Genomic DNA, 15112 nt, shown 5'->3' on the forward strand with positions numbered 1-15112 from the left:
GAGCCGGCGCCCGAGTCGCGCGACTCCGCGACCACCGAGCCCAACGACGCTCCGGCCCGCGGTACCCGTGGTCGCCGTCGTGCCGCCTCGGCCCCAACGCAGGCTCCCAGCGCCGCGGACGTCCTCGACGCCCTGCCGCTGCCCGAGCCCAAGGCCGACACCGCCGAGCCGACCGACGACGACTCGCACCCCGACACCAAGGGCGCCGAGGCACTCCTCGACCAGAACCCGCGCACCCGCCGCAACCGTGGTCAGGGTGGTCAGGGTGGCCAGCGCACGCGTCAGGGCGGTGACGACACCGACCAGGGCGAGCCCCGCGAGAACCGTGACAACCGTGGCAACCGCCAGGAGCGAGACTCCGATCAGGGCGAGGGTCGCGACAACCGCCAGGGTGACAACCGTCAGGCTCGCGACAATGCCGGCCAGAGCCGCGACAACGCCGGTCAGCACGACGACGACGGTCAGGGTGGCCGCCGCCGGCGCAACCGTGGCCGCGGCCGCGACAAGGGGCGCACCGGCGGCCGTCGCGACGAGATGACCGACGAGCCCACCATCAGCGAGGACGACGTCCTGCAGCCGGTCGCAGGCATCCTCGACGTCCTCGACAATTACGCCTTCGTGCGCACCTCCGGCTACCTCGCCGGCCCGAACGACGTCTACGTGCCGCTCGGTATGGTCAAGCGCAACGGTCTGCGCAAGGGAGACGCGGTCACCGGCGCGGTCAAGGCCGCCGTCGAGGGCGAGCAGCAGCCCCAGCAGGGCGGTCGTGGCAACCGGCAGAAGTACAACCCGCTGGTGCGCCTCGACTCGATCAACGGGATGACGGCCGAGGAGGCCAAGAAGCGCCCCGAGTTCGGCAAGCTCACCCCGCTCTACCCGCAGGAGCGCCTGCGTCTGGAGACCGAGCCCGGTCAGTTGACCACCCGGGTCATCGACCTCGTCGCCCCGATCGGCAAGGGCCAGCGCGGTCTGATCGTCGCGCCCGCCAAGGCCGGTAAGACGATGGTCATGCAGGCCATCGCCAACGCGATCACGACGAACAACCCCGAGTGCCACCTCATGGTCGTCCTCGTCGACGAACGCCCCGAAGAGGTCACCGACATGTCGCGCGCGGTCAAGGGTGAGGTCATCTCCTCGACCTTCGACCGCCCGGCCGACGACCACACCACGGTCGCCGAACTGGCCATCGAGCGGGCCAAGCGCCTCGTCGAGATGGGTCACGACGTCGTCGTGCTGCTCGACTCGATCACCAAGCTGGGTCGCGCCTACAACCTCGCTGCGCCGGCGAGCGGGCGCATCCTCTCCGGTGGTGTCGACTCGGCCGCGCTGTACCCGCCGAAGAAGTTCTTCGGCGCCGCGCGCAACATCGAGAACGGCGGTTCGCTGACCATCCTCGCCACCGCGCTGGTCGAGACCGGCTCGCGCATGGACGAGGTGATCTTCGAGGAGTTCAAGGGCACCGGCAACATGGAGCTGCGACTTTCCCGCGAGCTCGCCAACCGCCGCATCTTCCCGGCCGTCGACGTCAACGCCTCCGGCACGCGTCGCGAGGAGATCCTCCTCGGCCCGGACGAGCTCAAGATCACCTGGAAGCTGCGTCGCGTGCTCTCCGCGCTCGACCCGCAGGCCTCGATCGAGCTCATCCTCAGCCAGCTGCGCAAGACGAAGAGCAACTACGAGTTCCTCGTGCAGGTGCAGCAGACCTCCGCGCTGCGGATGGACGACGAGAAGTCCGACTGATCGCCGGCACCCCCTGATCGCCGAGAGGTCGATTTGGGTGGGATAAGCACGACTTATCCCACCCGAATCGACCTCTCGGCGTTGTGGTGCCGGAGGCAGTCGTGTCGGGCATGATGCGTATGTGCCTCGACTGCCTCGCCTTTCGAACCGTTCCGTGCCGGCCGCTCCCTTGGGCGACGTGGGCGGAGTCACGATCCGGCTTGCCACTCGCGGTGACGTCGCGGCCCTGGTCGCACTGCGCGGGTTGATGTTCTCCGAGATGGGCGTCGACCCGGTGCTCGTCGCGGATTCGCAGTGGCAGACCCGCACCGCCCGATGGCTGCAATTGCGCGTCGGCACCGAACGCACGCGGGCCGTGGTGGCCGAGGCCAAGGGCGCGATCGTGTCCTCCGCCATCGGTCATGTCATCGAGACCGCGCCCTCGCCGACGCACCCGACGGGCGTGACCGGGGTGCTCTCGAACGTCGCGACCTTCCCCAGCCACAAGGACCAGGGACTGGGGGAGGAGTGCGTGCACGAGGTGATGCGCTGGTTCCGGGACGAGACCGAGGTCAGGGAGGTCGAGGTCCTCGCGGCCCCGCAGCGGCGCCCGATCTACGACCGCATCGGCTTCGAGGTCGACGACTCCCCGCGGATGCACCTGCGCGTCCAGCGGGAATGATTTGGGCCCTCCCCGCTGTTCTGGCAGAATCGATCCTTGGTCCGGTTCACGACACGTGGTACCGACACCTCACCGACCGGTCGCCGCGAGGCGCGTCGGGTCGACCCGGGCCAGCAACAAGGAGCCACCGTGAAGAAGGACATCCACCCGGACTACGGTCCGACCCAGGTCACCTGCACCTGCGGCAACACGTTCACCACGCGCAGCACCGCCAAGAACGGCGTCATCAACGCCGAGGTCTGCAGCCAGTGCCACCCGTTCTACACGGGCAAGCAGAAGATCCTCGACACCGGTGGCCGCGTCGCCCGCTTCGAGGCCCGCTACGGCAAGAAGAAGGCCGCCGCCAACTAGGCTGTCCGCTCCGACCCCGTCACCTGCGCCAGGTGGCGGGGTCGGCGTGTTTCCGCCCGCACTCGCCACCCGTCACCCACCACCCCCACCACCGAACGCCACGGAGGTCCGCATGCTGGAGTCCGCCGCCGCACTCGCCCAGGAGCACGCCGACCTCGAGGCGCAACTGGCCGACCCCGAGGTGCTCGCCGACCAAGCGAAGCTCCGCGAGGTCAACAAGCGCTACGCCCAACTCGGCCCGACCGTGGTGGCGTACGACGCGTGGCGCGCCGCCCAGGACGACCTGGCCGCGGCCCGCGAATTGGCCGACGAGGATCCGTCGTTCGCCGACGAGATCCCGGCCCTGCAGACGGCGCTCGACGAGTCCGCCGATCGGCTCCGCCGCCTGCTCATCCCGCGTGACCCCGACGACGATCGCGACATCATCCTCGAGGTCAAGGCCGGCGAGGGCGGCGAGGAGTCCGCGCTGTTCGCCGGCGACCTGGCCCGCATGTACATGCGCTACGCCGAGCAGGTGGGGTGGCGCACCGAGGTACTCGACTCCACCGACTCCGACCTGGGCGGGTACAAGGACATCCGGATCGCCGTGAAGGCCAAGGGCACCCCGGCGCCGGGGGAGGGGCCGTGGGCACGGCTGAAGTTCGAGGGCGGCGTCCACCGGGTGCAGCGGGTGCCGGTGACCGAGTCGCAGGGGCGCATCCACACCAGCGCCGCCGGGGTCTGGGTCATGCCCGAGGTCGACGAGGTCGAGGTCGAGATCGACCCGAACGATCTGCGGATCGACGTGTATCGCTCCTCCGGACCGGGTGGCCAGAGCGTCAACACCACCGACTCGGCCGTGCGCATCACGCACCTGCCCACCGGCACCGTCGTGTCGTGCCAGAACGAGAAGTCGCAGTTGCAGAACCGCGAGGCGGCCATGCGCGTGCTACGGGCGCGGCTGCACCAGTTGGCGGCCGAGGCGGCGGCGGCCGCGGCGGCGGATGCGCGGGCCAGTCAGGTGCGCACGGTCGACCGGTCCGAGCGCATCCGCACGTACAACTTCCCTGAGAACCGCATCAGCGACCACCGCACCGGCTACAAGGCGTACAACCTCGATCACATGCTCGACGGGGACCTCGCCCCGGTCGTCCAGGCCGCCGTCGACGCCGACGAGGCCGCCCGTCTCGCCGCGGTGGCCGAGTGAGTGATCTGCGGCGCGCGATCGACGCGGCCACGGCGAGATTGACCCAAGCCGGCGTCGGATCGCCGTATGCGGACGCCATCGCGCTCGCAGCCCACGCGGCCGGCACCGATCGTTCCGAGATCCACCGTCGGCTCGTGCTCGGCGCGCCCGTGCCTGCGGGGTTTGACGACCTCATCGACGCCCGGGCCGCGCGGGTGCCGTTGCAGCACCTGACGGGGCGAGCCGCGTTTCGCCGCCTGGAGCTGCACGTCGGGCCGGGCGTGTTCGTGCCGCGCCCGGAGACGGAGATCCTTGTTGATCTTGCGTTGACGGTGTTGGCGGAGACCAGCGTGGCGGGGGAGTCGCCGGTCGTCGTCGACCTGTGCACGGGGTCCGGCGCGATCGCGCTGGCTGTCAAGGACGAGGCTCCGTCTGCCGAGGTGCATGCGGTCGAGGTCTCCCTCGAGGCGCACGCGTGGGCTGAACGCAACGTCACCACCACGGGTCTCGACGTCGATCTCATCCACGCCGATGCCATGGCCGAGGTGCCCGAACTGGAGCATCTGCGCGGGCTGGTCGACCTCGTCACGTGCAACCCGCCCTACGTGCCGATCGATCGGGTGCCGATCGACCCGGAGGTGCGCGACCACGACCCCGACCTCGCGCTTTATGGCGGGAGCGTCGATGGGCTGGCGATTCCGTTGGCCCTGGCCGATCGCGCGGCCACGCTGCTGCGTCCCGGGGGAGTGCTGCTCATGGAGCACGCCGACGAGCAGGGGGAGTCCCTGCCGGCGGCACTGCGCGCGCGTGGCTGGGAGCAGGTCACCGATCACCGTGACCTGACCGGCAGGCCCCGTGTCGTGAGCGCCGTCCAAGCGGACTGTCGGTAGGGATCTGAAGAGAACTTCGCGTTCCAATTGAGGGAGGGGCGGGCCCCCGGTAGCGTGCAGGTCATGGGGAAAAAGCGATCAAGAATGCGTTCTGCGGGTGTCCTGACGAGCGTCTTGGCTCTGGCAGTGTTGGGCTCCCCACTGGAGTGTCCTCCGCTGGAGCCGTCCAGGAGTGGGACGCGCAGGGGTCCTATGCCAGAACCACGGTGTTGTTGAAGGGCACACTGCCGCGCCACTTGGGTAACACTCACCGGCTCACGTGGAGCCAGTCGTTCTGGGATCGCCGGTCGGGCAGGTTGCAGTCGTATTTCTGCCCGTCAGGCGCGACCATTTCGGACAGTTGGACCTCGTCGCGGTGCGTGCTGCGCTCTTCGCGGCCCGTCTCCAGGGGCACCTTGCGGCACGGCATCAAGTCGGCTCGGATCACCGGAACGATCGTCTCGAAGGGGTGGGTCAACGTGCCGCTCACGGCCAACCTCGTGTGGAGGCAGGACGGTCCCATGCCGATGATGAGCGAGCACAAGGGCGCAGGTTGGGTCGGGAGCATGTGGGGCACGACCGGCGTGGTGACCGGGTCGCTCTCCGGTGCCAAGGGCCTCGTTGGTAGAAGCAGCGGCTCCGTCGGCCATTGGTATTACGCACGCCGCTGACCCCCGCCGAGTGATGGATCCGGGTGGGCTATGGGACTCCATAGCCCACCCGGATCCATCACTCGGCGAAGGGGCGCGGCGCGACCACGGCGCGGACGAGCGCATGACCACCCACCCAACGGGCCTAGGCTGGCCCCATGAGTCCTGTCGTCGATGCGACCTCCGAGAGGGGTCGCGACGAAGCCATCCAGCAGGCCGCCGATGCGGTCCGCGCCGGTGAGGTCATCGTGCTGCCCACCGACACCGTCTACGGCGTGGGGTGCGACGCGTTCAACCCCGGCGCCGTCGAGTCCCTCCTCGAGGCCAAGGGCCGCGGCCGCGACATGCCCCCGCCGGTGCTCGTGCCCAGCCCCCGTACGGTCGACGGCCTGGCCACCGACGTGCCCGGCTACGCCCGCGACCTCATCCGCACCTTCTGGCCCGGCCCGCTGACCCTGATCTTCGTCGCCCAGCCCTCACTGCAGTGGGACCTCGGCGAGACCAACGGCACGGTCGCGCTGCGCATGCCCCACGACGACATCTGCGTCGCCGTGCTCAGCGAGGTCGGGCCCATGGCCGTGACCAGCGCCAACCGCACCGGCCACCCGCCGGCCCACACCGTCACCGAGGCGGCCACCCAACTCGGCCCGGCCGTGAGCATCTACCTCGACGGCGGGGAGCGCCGTGACGTGGCGCCCTCGACGATCGTCGACTGCACGGGCGATCGGCCCGTCGTCCTGCGCGAGGGCGCGATCACGCCCGAGCAGATCGCCGAGATCGCTGCTCCGCACCTCGAGGCGAACACCGGCCTCGAGGACGACACCGACGGCACGACCGAAGCCCTCACGCCCGACGACGAGGCGGCGCTCAACGCGCAACTGGCCGCCGACGAGGCCTCCCTCGAGTCCCCGCACGGCCAGTTCTTCACCGGCGATGACGCCACCGAGCTCGACGCTCCGCTCAGCCGCTTCAGCACCGATTTCGACGACGATGAGCCCGAGACCACCGAGCTCCCCGTCGTCCGCCGCCAGCCCGACAACACCGACAACTGAGGAGAACCGTGAGCACCGAACCGTTCTACGGCGCCGACCACGCGGCTCTGCAGGCCTTCGACCCCGAGGTCGCCGGCGTGCTGCAGTCCGAACTGACCCGCATCCGCTCGGGTCTGCAACTCATCGCCAGCGAGAACCTCTCCTCTCCGGCGGTGCTCACGGCGATGGCCTCGACGCTGAGCAACAAGTACGCCGAGGGCTACCCGGGTCGTCGCTACTACGGTGGCTGCGCGGAGGTCGACAAAGTCGAGACCCTGGCCATCGACCGCCTCAAGGCCCTGCTCGACGCCGATCACGCGAACGTCCAGCCGCACTCGGGCGCAAGCGCGAACATGGCCGTCTACGGCGCGTTCCTCCAGCCCGGCGACTCGATCCTCGCGATGAGCCTGCCGCACGGTGGTCACCTCACGCACGGCGCGAAGGTCTCCTTCTCCGGCAAGTGGTTCAACCCGATCCCGTACCACGTCGACCCCACGTCCGAGGACATCGACTACGACGAGGTCGAGCGCCTGGCCAAGGAGCACCGCCCCAAGCTCATCGTCGCGGGCGGATCGGCGATCCCGCGGCTGATCGACTTCGCTCGCTTCCGGGCGATTGCCGACGAGATCGGCGCGATCTTCTGGGTCGACGCCGCGCACTTCATCGGCCTGGTCGCCGGCAAGGCGATCCCGTCCCCGGTGCCGTACGCCGACGTCGTCTCCTTCACCACGCACAAGGTGATGCGCGGTCCGCGCTCCGGTGCGATCGTGTGCAAGGAGGAGCACGCCAAGGCCATCGACAAGGCCGTCTTCCCGATGATGCAGGGCGGCCCGCTCATGCACGTCATCGCGGCCAAGGCGGTCAACTTCAAGGAGTGCGCGACCCCCGAGTACCAGCAGTACGCCACCCAGGTCATCGAGAACTCCAAGGTCCTGGCCGCGGCCCTGCAGGAGAAGGGGATTCGCCCGACGACCGGGGGCACCGACACGCACCTCTCGCTGCTCGACCTCCAGGGTGTCGGGGTCACCGGCGCCGACGCGGAGGCCCGATGCGACGCGGCCGGCATCACGCTCAACAAGAACGCGATTCCGAACGACCCGCAGAAGCCGAACATCGCCTCCGGCATCCGGGTCGGCACGCCGTGCGTGACCACGCAGGGCATGGGCACCGAGCAGATGACGGTCATCGCCGACCTGATCCACAAGGCCGTGACCACCGGTGACGCCGACCCTGAGCACGCGGTCTCCCGCGAGGTGCGCGGCACGGTCACCGACCTGGTCACGCAGTTCCCCGCCTACCCCCGCTGACGGGTGCGCGAATACCTGTTCGTGATTCTCGTCGCCATGGCGACGACGTTCCTCACCGTGCCTGCGATTCGACAGGTCGCGGTGCGGTGGGGAGCGTTCACGCCGGTGCGCAACCGCGATGTGCACGCCGTGAGGATTCCGCGACTGGGCGGCGTGGCCATTCTCATCGGCTATGCCGCGGGCACGATGGTGGCCAGTCGGCTGCCATTCCTCCAGCAGGTGTTCGAGACCCGCGAGTTGTACGGGGTACTGGGCGGAGCGGCGTTGGTCTGCCTGGTCGGGGCGATCGACGACTTCCATGAGCTTGACCCCTTCACGAAGCTGGGCGGTCAACTCATCGCCGCAGCGATGGTGGCGTGGGGCGGAGTACAGATGTATTCGGTGCCGTTGGGGACGGTCACGGTGCTCCCGACACCGGTCATGGTGCTGCTGACGATCTTCCTCGTGCTGCTCAGCATCAATGCGGTGAACTTCATCGACGGGCTCGATGGCCTGGCCGCGGGTGTCGTCGGCATTGCCGCGATCGCGTTCTTCGTCTACAGCTATTTCATCTCGTACACGTACAACCCGCCGAACGTGTTCACCTCGTCGACCGTGATCTCGGCGGCGCTCATCGGGTGCTGTCTGGGCTTCCTGCCGCACAACTTCTATCCGGCCCGCCTGTTCATGGGCGACAGCGGCGCGCTGCTGCTCGGGCTGCTGCTCGCCTCCGCGATGATCTCGACGACGGGCGGAGTCTCGCCGAGCGAGGTGTCGACGAATCCGATCCTGGCGATGTTGTTGCCGCTGGCGGTGCCCCTGTCGATCATCCTGTTGCCGCTGCTCGACGTGTTGCTCGCCGTGATTCGGCGCGTCTCGCGGGGGCAGAGCCCGTTCACGGCCGACAAGCAGCACCTGCACCACCGCATGCTCCAGATCGGTCACGGCCACCGCCGGGCCGTGCTGCTGCTCTGGGCGTGGACGGCGGTGATCGGCCTGGGTTCGGTGAGTTTCGTGTTGCTCGAGACGCGGATCGCCGCTCCGGCGTTCGCCGTGGCGCTCCTGGCCGTGGCCGCGTTGACGTGGCATCTGCCGCGGGCGCACGTGCTCGGCAGTCGACCCAAGCGGTACCGCCCGAGGCGTTGATCGACGCTCCGTTCGCGTCGTCTCGAACCGACTGAGACGGCGTCCCGGATCGCGGACGGTTGCGAGGTGCGACCGACCTTGTGATAACTTTCACAAGCGGTTTCCGACGAGTTTCGTCGAGCCGTCAGCCCCCGTGATCCTCACCGAACAGATGGACCAGTGACGCCTTCGACCTCCCGACGCCACCCCTTCCGGGGGATGCTGCGCGGCCTCCTCGTGGGTGGGCTCGTGGCTGGGGTCGGAGTGCTAGCCGTCGCCGCCCTGGCCCAAGGCGTGCCCGGGGTGTGGTCGGCTCTGGCCGGCTGGGCCATGACCGTCGTGCTCATGCTCACCGCATTGGTGGGGATCAAACTCGTCGTCGGGCTCTCTGGTGTCCTTCCCCTGTTCGGCGCCATCGTCGCGTTCACCGCCACCCTGCTCGTCATGGCGCTCGCCTGGCAGGTGTTCGACGCTGCCGCTTGGCTGATCCGGCCGACGTTCGCGTTGTCGGCCGCGATCACGGTCATCGCGACCCAGGCCGGCATCGCCGTCGGTCTGCTGCGCTCGCGCACTCCGCTGCTCGGAGACGCTGCATGAGCCCGGCATCGCCCAACCTCACCCCGTCGGGCGGCAAGGACGAGCGCAGTGGTTTCTCACGCGGCTCCGACCTGGCGGCCCAGATCGTGTCGTACCTCATCGCCGGCCCCTTGACCTTCGGGGCGATCGGCTGGGGTCTCGACGCCCTCCTGAGCACGCACTTCCTTCGACCCATTGGCATCATCGTGGGGGTGGCCCTGTCGATGTACGTCATATGGCTTCGGTACGGTAGGCCATGACGCTGAGTCAGAACTGCCTGCCTGCCTGCCCCCACAACCAGCGCCAATCCCCGTAGCACAGAGGAGTCCTTGTGAGCCTTTCCGCCGCCCTGACCAGCGGAGCAGTCGTCACCGCGGATGAGTTCACCGGCCCCTCTCCGGCGGACTTCTACCAGCCGATGTGGGACTTCGGGTGGATCGAGATCACCCGGCCGATGCTCGTGCTGGTGCTCGTGACGATCCTGGCCTGCTGGATCATGCTGGCCGGCTCGCGCAACGCCTCCGTGGTGCCGAGCAAGGGCCAGTTCTACTTCGAGCAGATCTATGACTTCGTGCGCGGCGGCATCGCCCGCGACATGATCGGCCCGAACTACAAGAAGTACCTGCCGCTGATCTTCGGCCTCTTCCTGTTCGTGCTGTTGAGCAACCTCATGGCCTCGACGCCGTTCGTGCAGAACCCGCCGAGCGCGCGCATCGCGGTGCCGATTGCGGCCACTGCCGTCGTGTACATCGCCTACCACTACGTCGGTTTCAAGAAGCACGGCTTCCTGGGCTACTTCAAGTTCATGGTCCCGGCCGGCCTGGCCCCGGCGATGGTCCCGGTGATCTTCCTCCTCGAGGCCGCGACGTTCTTCCTGATCCGCCCGCTCACGCTCGCCCTGCGTCTTTTCGGCAACATGTTCGCCGGCCACATGCTCATTCTCGTGTTCGTGCTCGGTGGCGAGTTCCTGCTCTTCCACGACAACTGGCTGTTCAAGCTGTTCAGTGTCGGCGCCTTCGGCATGGGCTTCCTGATGCAGATCTTCGAGATCCTGATCCAGGCCCTGCAGGCCTACGTCTTCGCGCTGCTCGCGGCCTCCTACATCGGCACCGCCGAGGCGGACGAACACTGATCCGCGAACCCTGACCTCGCCGAACGGTGCTCCGCCCGGCGACCCAGAACCACCCGACCACAACTGAACACCACCCCCACATCGTCCGGTGGGCAACGCCACCGGAGAAACTGAAAGAGGAATCATGAACCTTATCGGTTACGGCATCGCGACCATCGGCCCCGCCCTGGCCATCGGCCTCATCTTCTCCGCGCTGATCAACTCCGTTGCCCGTCAGCCCGAGGCCAAGAACGTGCTGCAGCCGCTGGCCATCCTCGGCTTCGCCGTGGCCGAAGCCCTCGCCATCCTGGGCTTCGTTCTCTTCTTCCTCGCCTGAGCGCGACACCACCGCGTAATCAGGTGGCCCGCTCGGCGGGTCACGAGCCCAGGAACTAGGAGAACCCAGTGCTTGCACATGTAACGACCCTCGCGGGTCGACTCGTCGCCTCCGGCGGCGGGGAGGGCGGCGGTGGCGGTAACGACGGAACCGGCCTGCCGATCCTCCCGCACACCGGGGAGCTGATTTTCGGCATCATCGCCATCGGCATCATCCTGTTCGTCGCGTGGAAGAAGGTCGTCCCCGCGATGGAGCAGATGTACGCCGAGCGCACCGCCGCGATCGAAGGCGGAATGAAGCAGGCCGAAGAGGCCCAGGCCGCCGCGGCTGCTGCCAAGGAGCAGTACGAATCGCAGCTCGCCCAGGCCCGTGCCGAGGCTTCGCAGATCCGTGAGAACGCGCGCGCCGAGGGTGCGCAGATCGTGGCGGAGATGCGTGAGCAGGCCAACGCCGAGGCCGGCCGGATCACCGAGAACGCGACCAAGCAGATCGCGGCCGAGCGTCAGCAGGCGTCGGCCTCGCTGCGCTCCGAGGTGGGCCGACTGTCCACCGACCTCGCCAGCAAGATCGTCGGCGAGTCGCTGCACGACGAGGTCCGCTCCAAGGGCACCGTCGACCGCTTCCTCGCCGAGCTCGAGTCCGGTCAGATCCGTCCCGAGAAGGTCGGCAACTGATGCGGGGCGCGTCGCGGGATGCCGCCATCGTCGGCAAGAACGCCCTCGCCTCCGCGGTGGCCGGCGGAGCCGACACGAACGCGCTCGCGGAGGACCTCTTCGCGGTCGCGTCGGTGCTCGACACCAACAGCACCCTGCGGCGTGCGCTCGCCGAGCCGGCCAGTCCCACCGAGGCGAAGCGCGCTGTGGTTCAGCGTCTCTTCTCCGGCAAGGTGGGTTCGGCCACCGAGCAGCTCCTGAGCGACCTGGTCGCCCAGCGCTGGTCGAGCGACCTGGATCTGCCGAGCACGGTCGACACCCTCGGCGTTCAGGCCGTGCTGTCGTCGGCCGAGAAGGCGGGTCGACTCCAGCAGGTCGAGGACGAACTGTTCCGCTTCGACCAGATCGTCGCCGACTCGCCGGAGCTCGAGGACGCCGTGACCAACCGGCAGTCGACCCCGGCGGCCAAGGCGGCCATCATCGACCGCCTGCTGCAGGGCAAGTCGGCGCCGGAGACGGAGCGCCTGGCTCGTCAGGCCGTGCTGGCGCCCCGTGGGCAGAAATTCGCCTCGCGGGTGACGTCGATGCTCAAGGCCGCGGCGGAGCGTCGTGACCAGCTCACCGCGATCGTCACCACGGCGACCGAACTGGACCAGGCCCAGCGCGCCCGCCTCGCGGCCTCGCTGCAGTCGCTCTACGGCAAGCAGGTGCAGATCCAGACCGTGATCGACCCGCAGGTCATCGGCGGCCTCAAGGTCGCCATCGGCGACGAGGTCATCGACGGCACGGTCGCCCGCAAGCTTGACAGCGCACGCCAGCACCTCGCCGGCTGAGCCCCCACCGCAGACCACAACAGACGCTGACCCGATGGGGTCGCAACGAGGAGAAGAACCATGACGGAGCTTTCGATCCGTCCCGAGGAGATCCGGGACGCCCTGGACGCCAGCGTCCAGGCCTACGAGCCGGGCGCGGCTGCCCGCGAGGAGGTCGGCCGCGTCATCGACGCCGGTGACGGCATCGCCCACGTCGAGGGCCTTCCCTCGGCGATGACCAACGAGCTGCTCGAGTTCGAGGACGGCACCCTCGGCCTGGCGCTGAACCTGGACGTCAACGCCATCGGTGTCGTCATCCTCGGTGACTTCTCCAAGATCGAGGAGGGCCAGCAGGTCAAGCGCACCGGTCAGGTCCTGTCCGTGCCGGTCGGCGACGGCTACCTGGGCCGCGTCGTCGACCCGCTCGGCACCCCGATCGACGGTCTCGGTGAGATCACCCCGATCGACGAGCGTCGTCCGCTGGAGCTGCAGGCTCCCTCGGTCGTCCAGCGCAAGTCGGTGCACGAGCCGCTGCAGACGGGCCTCAAGGCCGTCGACGCCATGACCCCGATCGGCCGTGGCCAGCGTCAGCTGATCATTGGTGACCGGCAGACCGGCAAGACCACCATCGCGGTCGACACGATCATCAACCAGAAGGAGTTCTGGGAGACCGGCGACCCGAGCAAGCAGGTGCGCTGCATCTACGTCGCCGTGGGTCAGAAGGGCTCGACGATCGCGTCGGTCAAGGGCACCCTCGAAGAGGCCGGCGCGATGGAGTACACCACCATCGTCGCCGCCCCGGCCTCCGACTCGGCCGGCTTCAAGTACCTCGCCCCGTACACCGGTTCGGCCATCGGTCAGCACTGGATGTACCAGGGCAAGCACGTCCTCATCGTCTTCGACGACCTGTCCAAGCAGGCCGAGGCCTACCGCGCCGTGTCCCTGCTGCTGCGTCGCCCGCCGGGCCGCGAGGCGTACCCCGGCGACGTCTTCTACCTGCACTCGCGTCTCCTCGAGCGCTGCGCGAAGCTCTCCGACGACCTGGGCGCCGGTTCGATGACGGGCCTGCCGATCATCGAGACGAAGGCCGGTGACGTCTCGGCGTACATCCCGACCAACGTCATCTCCATCACCGACGGTCAGATCTACCTGCAGGCCGACCTGTTCAACGCCAACGTCCGCCCGGCGGTCGACGTGGGTATCTCGGTCTCCCGTGTCGGTGGTGCTGCCCAGACGAAGGCGATGAAGTCGGTCTCCGGTCGACTGAAGTTGGACCTGGCGCAGTTCCGCGCGATGGAGGCGTTCGCGATGTTCGCCTCCGACCTCGACGCCGCCTCCCGTGCTCAGCTGGCCAAGGGTGCGCGTCTGGTCGAGCTGCTCAAGCAGAACCAGTCCTCGCCGTACCCGGTCGAGGAGCAGGTCGTCTCGATCTGGGCCGGTACCACCGGTCAGCTCGACGACGTCGAGGTGGAGGACATCCGTCGCTTCGAGGAGCAGTTCCTCGACAACCTGCGCCGCAACAACAAGGGAATCCTTGACGCGATCCGCGAGTCCGGGAAGTTCGAGGACTCCACGCGCGACTCCCTGCAGGCCGCGATCGACACGTTCAAGTCGCAGTTCCAGGCCTCCGGGTCCGAGAACGTGCCGCTGGGCCACGAGCCCGAGGCCGGCGATCTCGAGACCGAGATCGAGCAGGAGCAGATCGTCGCCCGTCCCTGATCCGTGACGGTCGGGCGCCCGTGACGGGCGCCCGACCCACCGGAGGGGACCACCCCTCGTGGCGCCACACCGGCCGACCACACCACCTACAGCCCAGCACCACAGGAGAGGCGGAAACACATGGGAGCGCAGATCCGGGAGTACCGGCAGCGCATCCGGTCCGTCAAGGCGACCAGTAAGATCACGCGCGCCATGGAGCTCATGGCAGCCTCGCGGGTCGTGAAGGCACAGCAGGCCGTGCGCGCGTCGACGCCGTACGCCAACGCCATCACCCGCGCTGTTTCCGCCCTGACGTACCACTCCGACGTCGAGCATCACTTCACCCACGAGCACGAGGACGTCCAGCGCGCTGGTGTCCTGGTCATCACCTCTGACCGTGGGCTCGCCGGCGCGTACAGCTCGGCGATCCTCAAGGAGACCGAGCGACTCATCGGCGAACTCCTCGAGGACGGCAAGACTCCGGTCCTGTACCTCGTCGGGCGCAAGGCGATCAGCTACTTCAGCTTCCGCCACCGCGAGTACGTCGCGTCGTGGGAGGGCTTCTCGGAGAAGCCGAGCTTCGCCAACGCCAAGGAGATCGGCGACCGGCTGCTCGAGGACTTCGAGACCGAGCAGGACTCCGGTCCCGGCATTCACGAGTTCCACATCGTCTTCACGCGCTTCAAGTCGATGGTGACGCAGGTTCCCGAGATCATCCGCATGCTGCCGATCGAGGTCGTTGAAGGAGTCTCGCAGCCCGCCGAGGGCGAGATGCTCGCCTTCTACGACTTCGAGCCCAGCGCCGAAGAGGCACTCGACCTGCTCATGCCGAAGTACGTGCGTGCGCGCATCTTCAACTGCCTGCTGCAGGCGGCGGCCTCCGAGCTCGCCTCCCGTCAGCGCGCGATGAAGTCCGCCACGGACAACGCCGAAGAGCTCGTCAAGAAGTTCACCCGGCTGGCCAACCAGGCGCGCCAGGCCGAGATCACCCAAGAGATTACCGAGATCGTCGGCGGCGCCAACGCCCTCGCCGAGGCCAAGTGAAGA

General features: G+C 68.4%; 18 protein-coding genes. 17 read left to right on the forward strand and 1 reads right to left on the reverse strand.

Annotated elements, in window-relative coordinates; genetic code table 11:
* The 5 genes from rho to prmC all read left to right on the forward strand — a co-directional run.
* The coding region (gene rho / locus KD1_RS02640; protein WP_245627247.1) for a transcription termination factor Rho at window positions 1–1740 on the forward strand (1740 nt) is incomplete at its 5' end.
* Between the two features lie 178 nt (window positions 1741–1918).
* Window positions 1919–2401 carry a GNAT family N-acetyltransferase gene (locus KD1_RS02645; protein WP_068397133.1) on the forward strand — a complete coding sequence of 161 codons (483 nt, stop codon included), beginning with the start codon at window positions 1919–1921 and terminating at the stop codon, window positions 2399–2401.
* 129 nt (window positions 2402–2530) lie between these two features.
* Window positions 2531–2752, forward strand: coding sequence for a 50S ribosomal protein L31 (gene rpmE / locus KD1_RS02650; protein ID WP_068397137.1), 222 nt, complete (start codon window positions 2531–2533; stop codon window positions 2750–2752).
* Window positions 2753–2864: 112 nt separating this feature from the next.
* Entirely contained in the window at window positions 2865–3938 is a 1074-nt protein-coding gene (gene prfA, locus KD1_RS02655; protein WP_068397141.1) for a peptide chain release factor 1, read from the forward strand.
* Window positions 3935–4807, forward strand: coding sequence for a peptide chain release factor N(5)-glutamine methyltransferase (gene prmC, locus KD1_RS02660; protein ID WP_068397143.1), 873 nt, complete (start codon window positions 3935–3937; stop codon window positions 4805–4807). Before prfA ends, prmC begins: the two co-directional genes overlap by 4 nt.
* 247 nt (window positions 4808–5054) lie before the next feature.
* On the opposite strand, the gene KD1_RS16430 is transcribed toward prmC, so the two are convergent.
* On the reverse strand, window positions 5055–5276 hold the full coding sequence (locus KD1_RS16430; protein ID WP_157073122.1) for a hypothetical protein: 222 nt from the start codon (window positions 5274–5276) through the stop codon (window positions 5055–5057).
* A gap of 31 nt (window positions 5277–5307) precedes the next feature.
* Between KD1_RS16430 and KD1_RS16435 the strand changes: the two genes are divergently transcribed.
* The 12 genes from KD1_RS16435 (at window position 5308) to KD1_RS02720 (ending at window position 15109) form a co-directional block, all read left to right on the forward strand.
* A complete protein-coding gene (locus KD1_RS16435; protein WP_157073123.1) occupies window positions 5308–5457 on the forward strand; it encodes a hypothetical protein in 150 nt (49 codons plus the stop codon).
* A gap of 137 nt (window positions 5458–5594) precedes the next feature.
* A complete protein-coding gene (locus KD1_RS02670) occupies window positions 5595–6488 on the forward strand; it encodes an L-threonylcarbamoyladenylate synthase (RefSeq protein WP_083541972.1) in 894 nt (297 codons plus the stop codon).
* Window positions 6489–6496: 8 nt separating this feature from the next.
* Complete coding sequence (glyA, locus tag KD1_RS02675; protein ID WP_068397149.1) at window positions 6497–7774, forward strand: serine hydroxymethyltransferase; 1278 nt, start codon at window positions 6497–6499, stop codon at window positions 7772–7774.
* Between the two features lie 36 nt (window positions 7775–7810).
* Entirely contained in the window at window positions 7811–8899 is a 1089-nt protein-coding gene (locus KD1_RS02680; protein ID WP_306307005.1) for an MraY family glycosyltransferase, read from the forward strand.
* Between the two features lie 159 nt (window positions 8900–9058).
* A complete protein-coding gene (locus KD1_RS02685) occupies window positions 9059–9475 on the forward strand; it encodes a hypothetical protein (protein ID WP_157073124.1) in 417 nt (138 codons plus the stop codon).
* Window positions 9472–9714: an AtpZ/AtpI family protein gene (locus KD1_RS02690; RefSeq protein WP_068397158.1), complete on the forward strand. Its 243-nt coding sequence runs from the start codon at window positions 9472–9474 to the stop codon at window positions 9712–9714. The genes KD1_RS02685 and KD1_RS02690 overlap by 4 nt, the downstream gene beginning before the upstream one ends.
* A 71-nt stretch (window positions 9715–9785) precedes the next feature.
* Window positions 9786–10586, forward strand: coding sequence for a F0F1 ATP synthase subunit A (gene atpB / locus KD1_RS02695; RefSeq protein ID WP_068397161.1), 801 nt, complete (start codon window positions 9786–9788; stop codon window positions 10584–10586).
* A 124-nt stretch (window positions 10587–10710) separates the two neighbouring features.
* Window positions 10711–10902, forward strand: a complete 192-nt coding sequence (locus tag KD1_RS02700; RefSeq protein ID WP_068397163.1) for an ATP synthase F0 subunit C — start codon at window positions 10711–10713, stop codon at window positions 10900–10902.
* 68 nt (window positions 10903–10970) lie between these two features.
* On the forward strand, window positions 10971–11576 hold the full coding sequence (locus KD1_RS02705; RefSeq protein WP_083541974.1) for a F0F1 ATP synthase subunit B: 606 nt from the start codon (window positions 10971–10973) through the stop codon (window positions 11574–11576).
* Entirely contained in the window at window positions 11576–12388 is an 813-nt protein-coding gene (locus KD1_RS02710) for a F0F1 ATP synthase subunit delta (protein WP_068397165.1), read from the forward strand. Before KD1_RS02705 ends, KD1_RS02710 begins: the two co-directional genes overlap by 1 nt.
* A 60-nt stretch (window positions 12389–12448) precedes the next feature.
* Window positions 12449–14086: a F0F1 ATP synthase subunit alpha gene (gene atpA, locus KD1_RS02715; protein WP_068397167.1), complete on the forward strand. Its 1638-nt coding sequence runs from the start codon at window positions 12449–12451 to the stop codon at window positions 14084–14086.
* 120 nt (window positions 14087–14206) lie between these two features.
* Complete coding sequence (locus tag KD1_RS02720; RefSeq protein ID WP_068397169.1) at window positions 14207–15109, forward strand: F0F1 ATP synthase subunit gamma; 903 nt, start codon at window positions 14207–14209, stop codon at window positions 15107–15109.
* The last annotated feature ends 3 nt before the right edge of the window (window positions 15110–15112 follow it).

It is taken from the genome of Kribbia dieselivorans NBRC 106261 (genome assembly GCF_001552435.1).
GTDB classification, from domain to species: Bacteria; Actinomycetota; Actinomycetes; order Actinomycetales; family Dermatophilaceae; genus Kribbia; species Kribbia dieselivorans.

Bases quoted from the DNA above. Each gene is read 5' to 3' on its own strand.
- prfA (WP_068397141.1), top strand. From the start codon at position 2,865: ATGCTGGAGTCCGCCGCCGCACTCGCCCAGGAGCACGCCGACCTCGAG.
- KD1_RS16435 (WP_157073123.1), top strand. From the start codon at position 5,308: ATGCCGATGATGAGCGAGCACAAGGGCGCAGGTTGGGTCGGGAGCATG.
- KD1_RS02670 (WP_083541972.1), top strand. From the start codon at position 5,595: ATGAGTCCTGTCGTCGATGCGACCTCCGAGAGGGGTCGCGACGAAGCC.
- KD1_RS02680 (WP_306307005.1), top strand. From the start codon at position 7,811: ATGGCGACGACGTTCCTCACCGTGCCTGCGATTCGACAGGTCGCGGTG.
- KD1_RS02690 (WP_068397158.1), top strand. From the start codon at position 9,472: ATGAGCCCGGCATCGCCCAACCTCACCCCGTCGGGCGGCAAGGACGAG.
- KD1_RS02700 (WP_068397163.1), top strand. From the start codon at position 10,711: ATGAACCTTATCGGTTACGGCATCGCGACCATCGGCCCCGCCCTGGCC.
- KD1_RS02710 (WP_068397165.1), top strand. From the start codon at position 11,576: ATGCGGGGCGCGTCGCGGGATGCCGCCATCGTCGGCAAGAACGCCCTC.
- atpA (WP_068397167.1), top strand. From the start codon at position 12,449: ATGACGGAGCTTTCGATCCGTCCCGAGGAGATCCGGGACGCCCTGGAC.
- KD1_RS02720 (WP_068397169.1), top strand. From the start codon at position 14,207: ATGGGAGCGCAGATCCGGGAGTACCGGCAGCGCATCCGGTCCGTCAAG.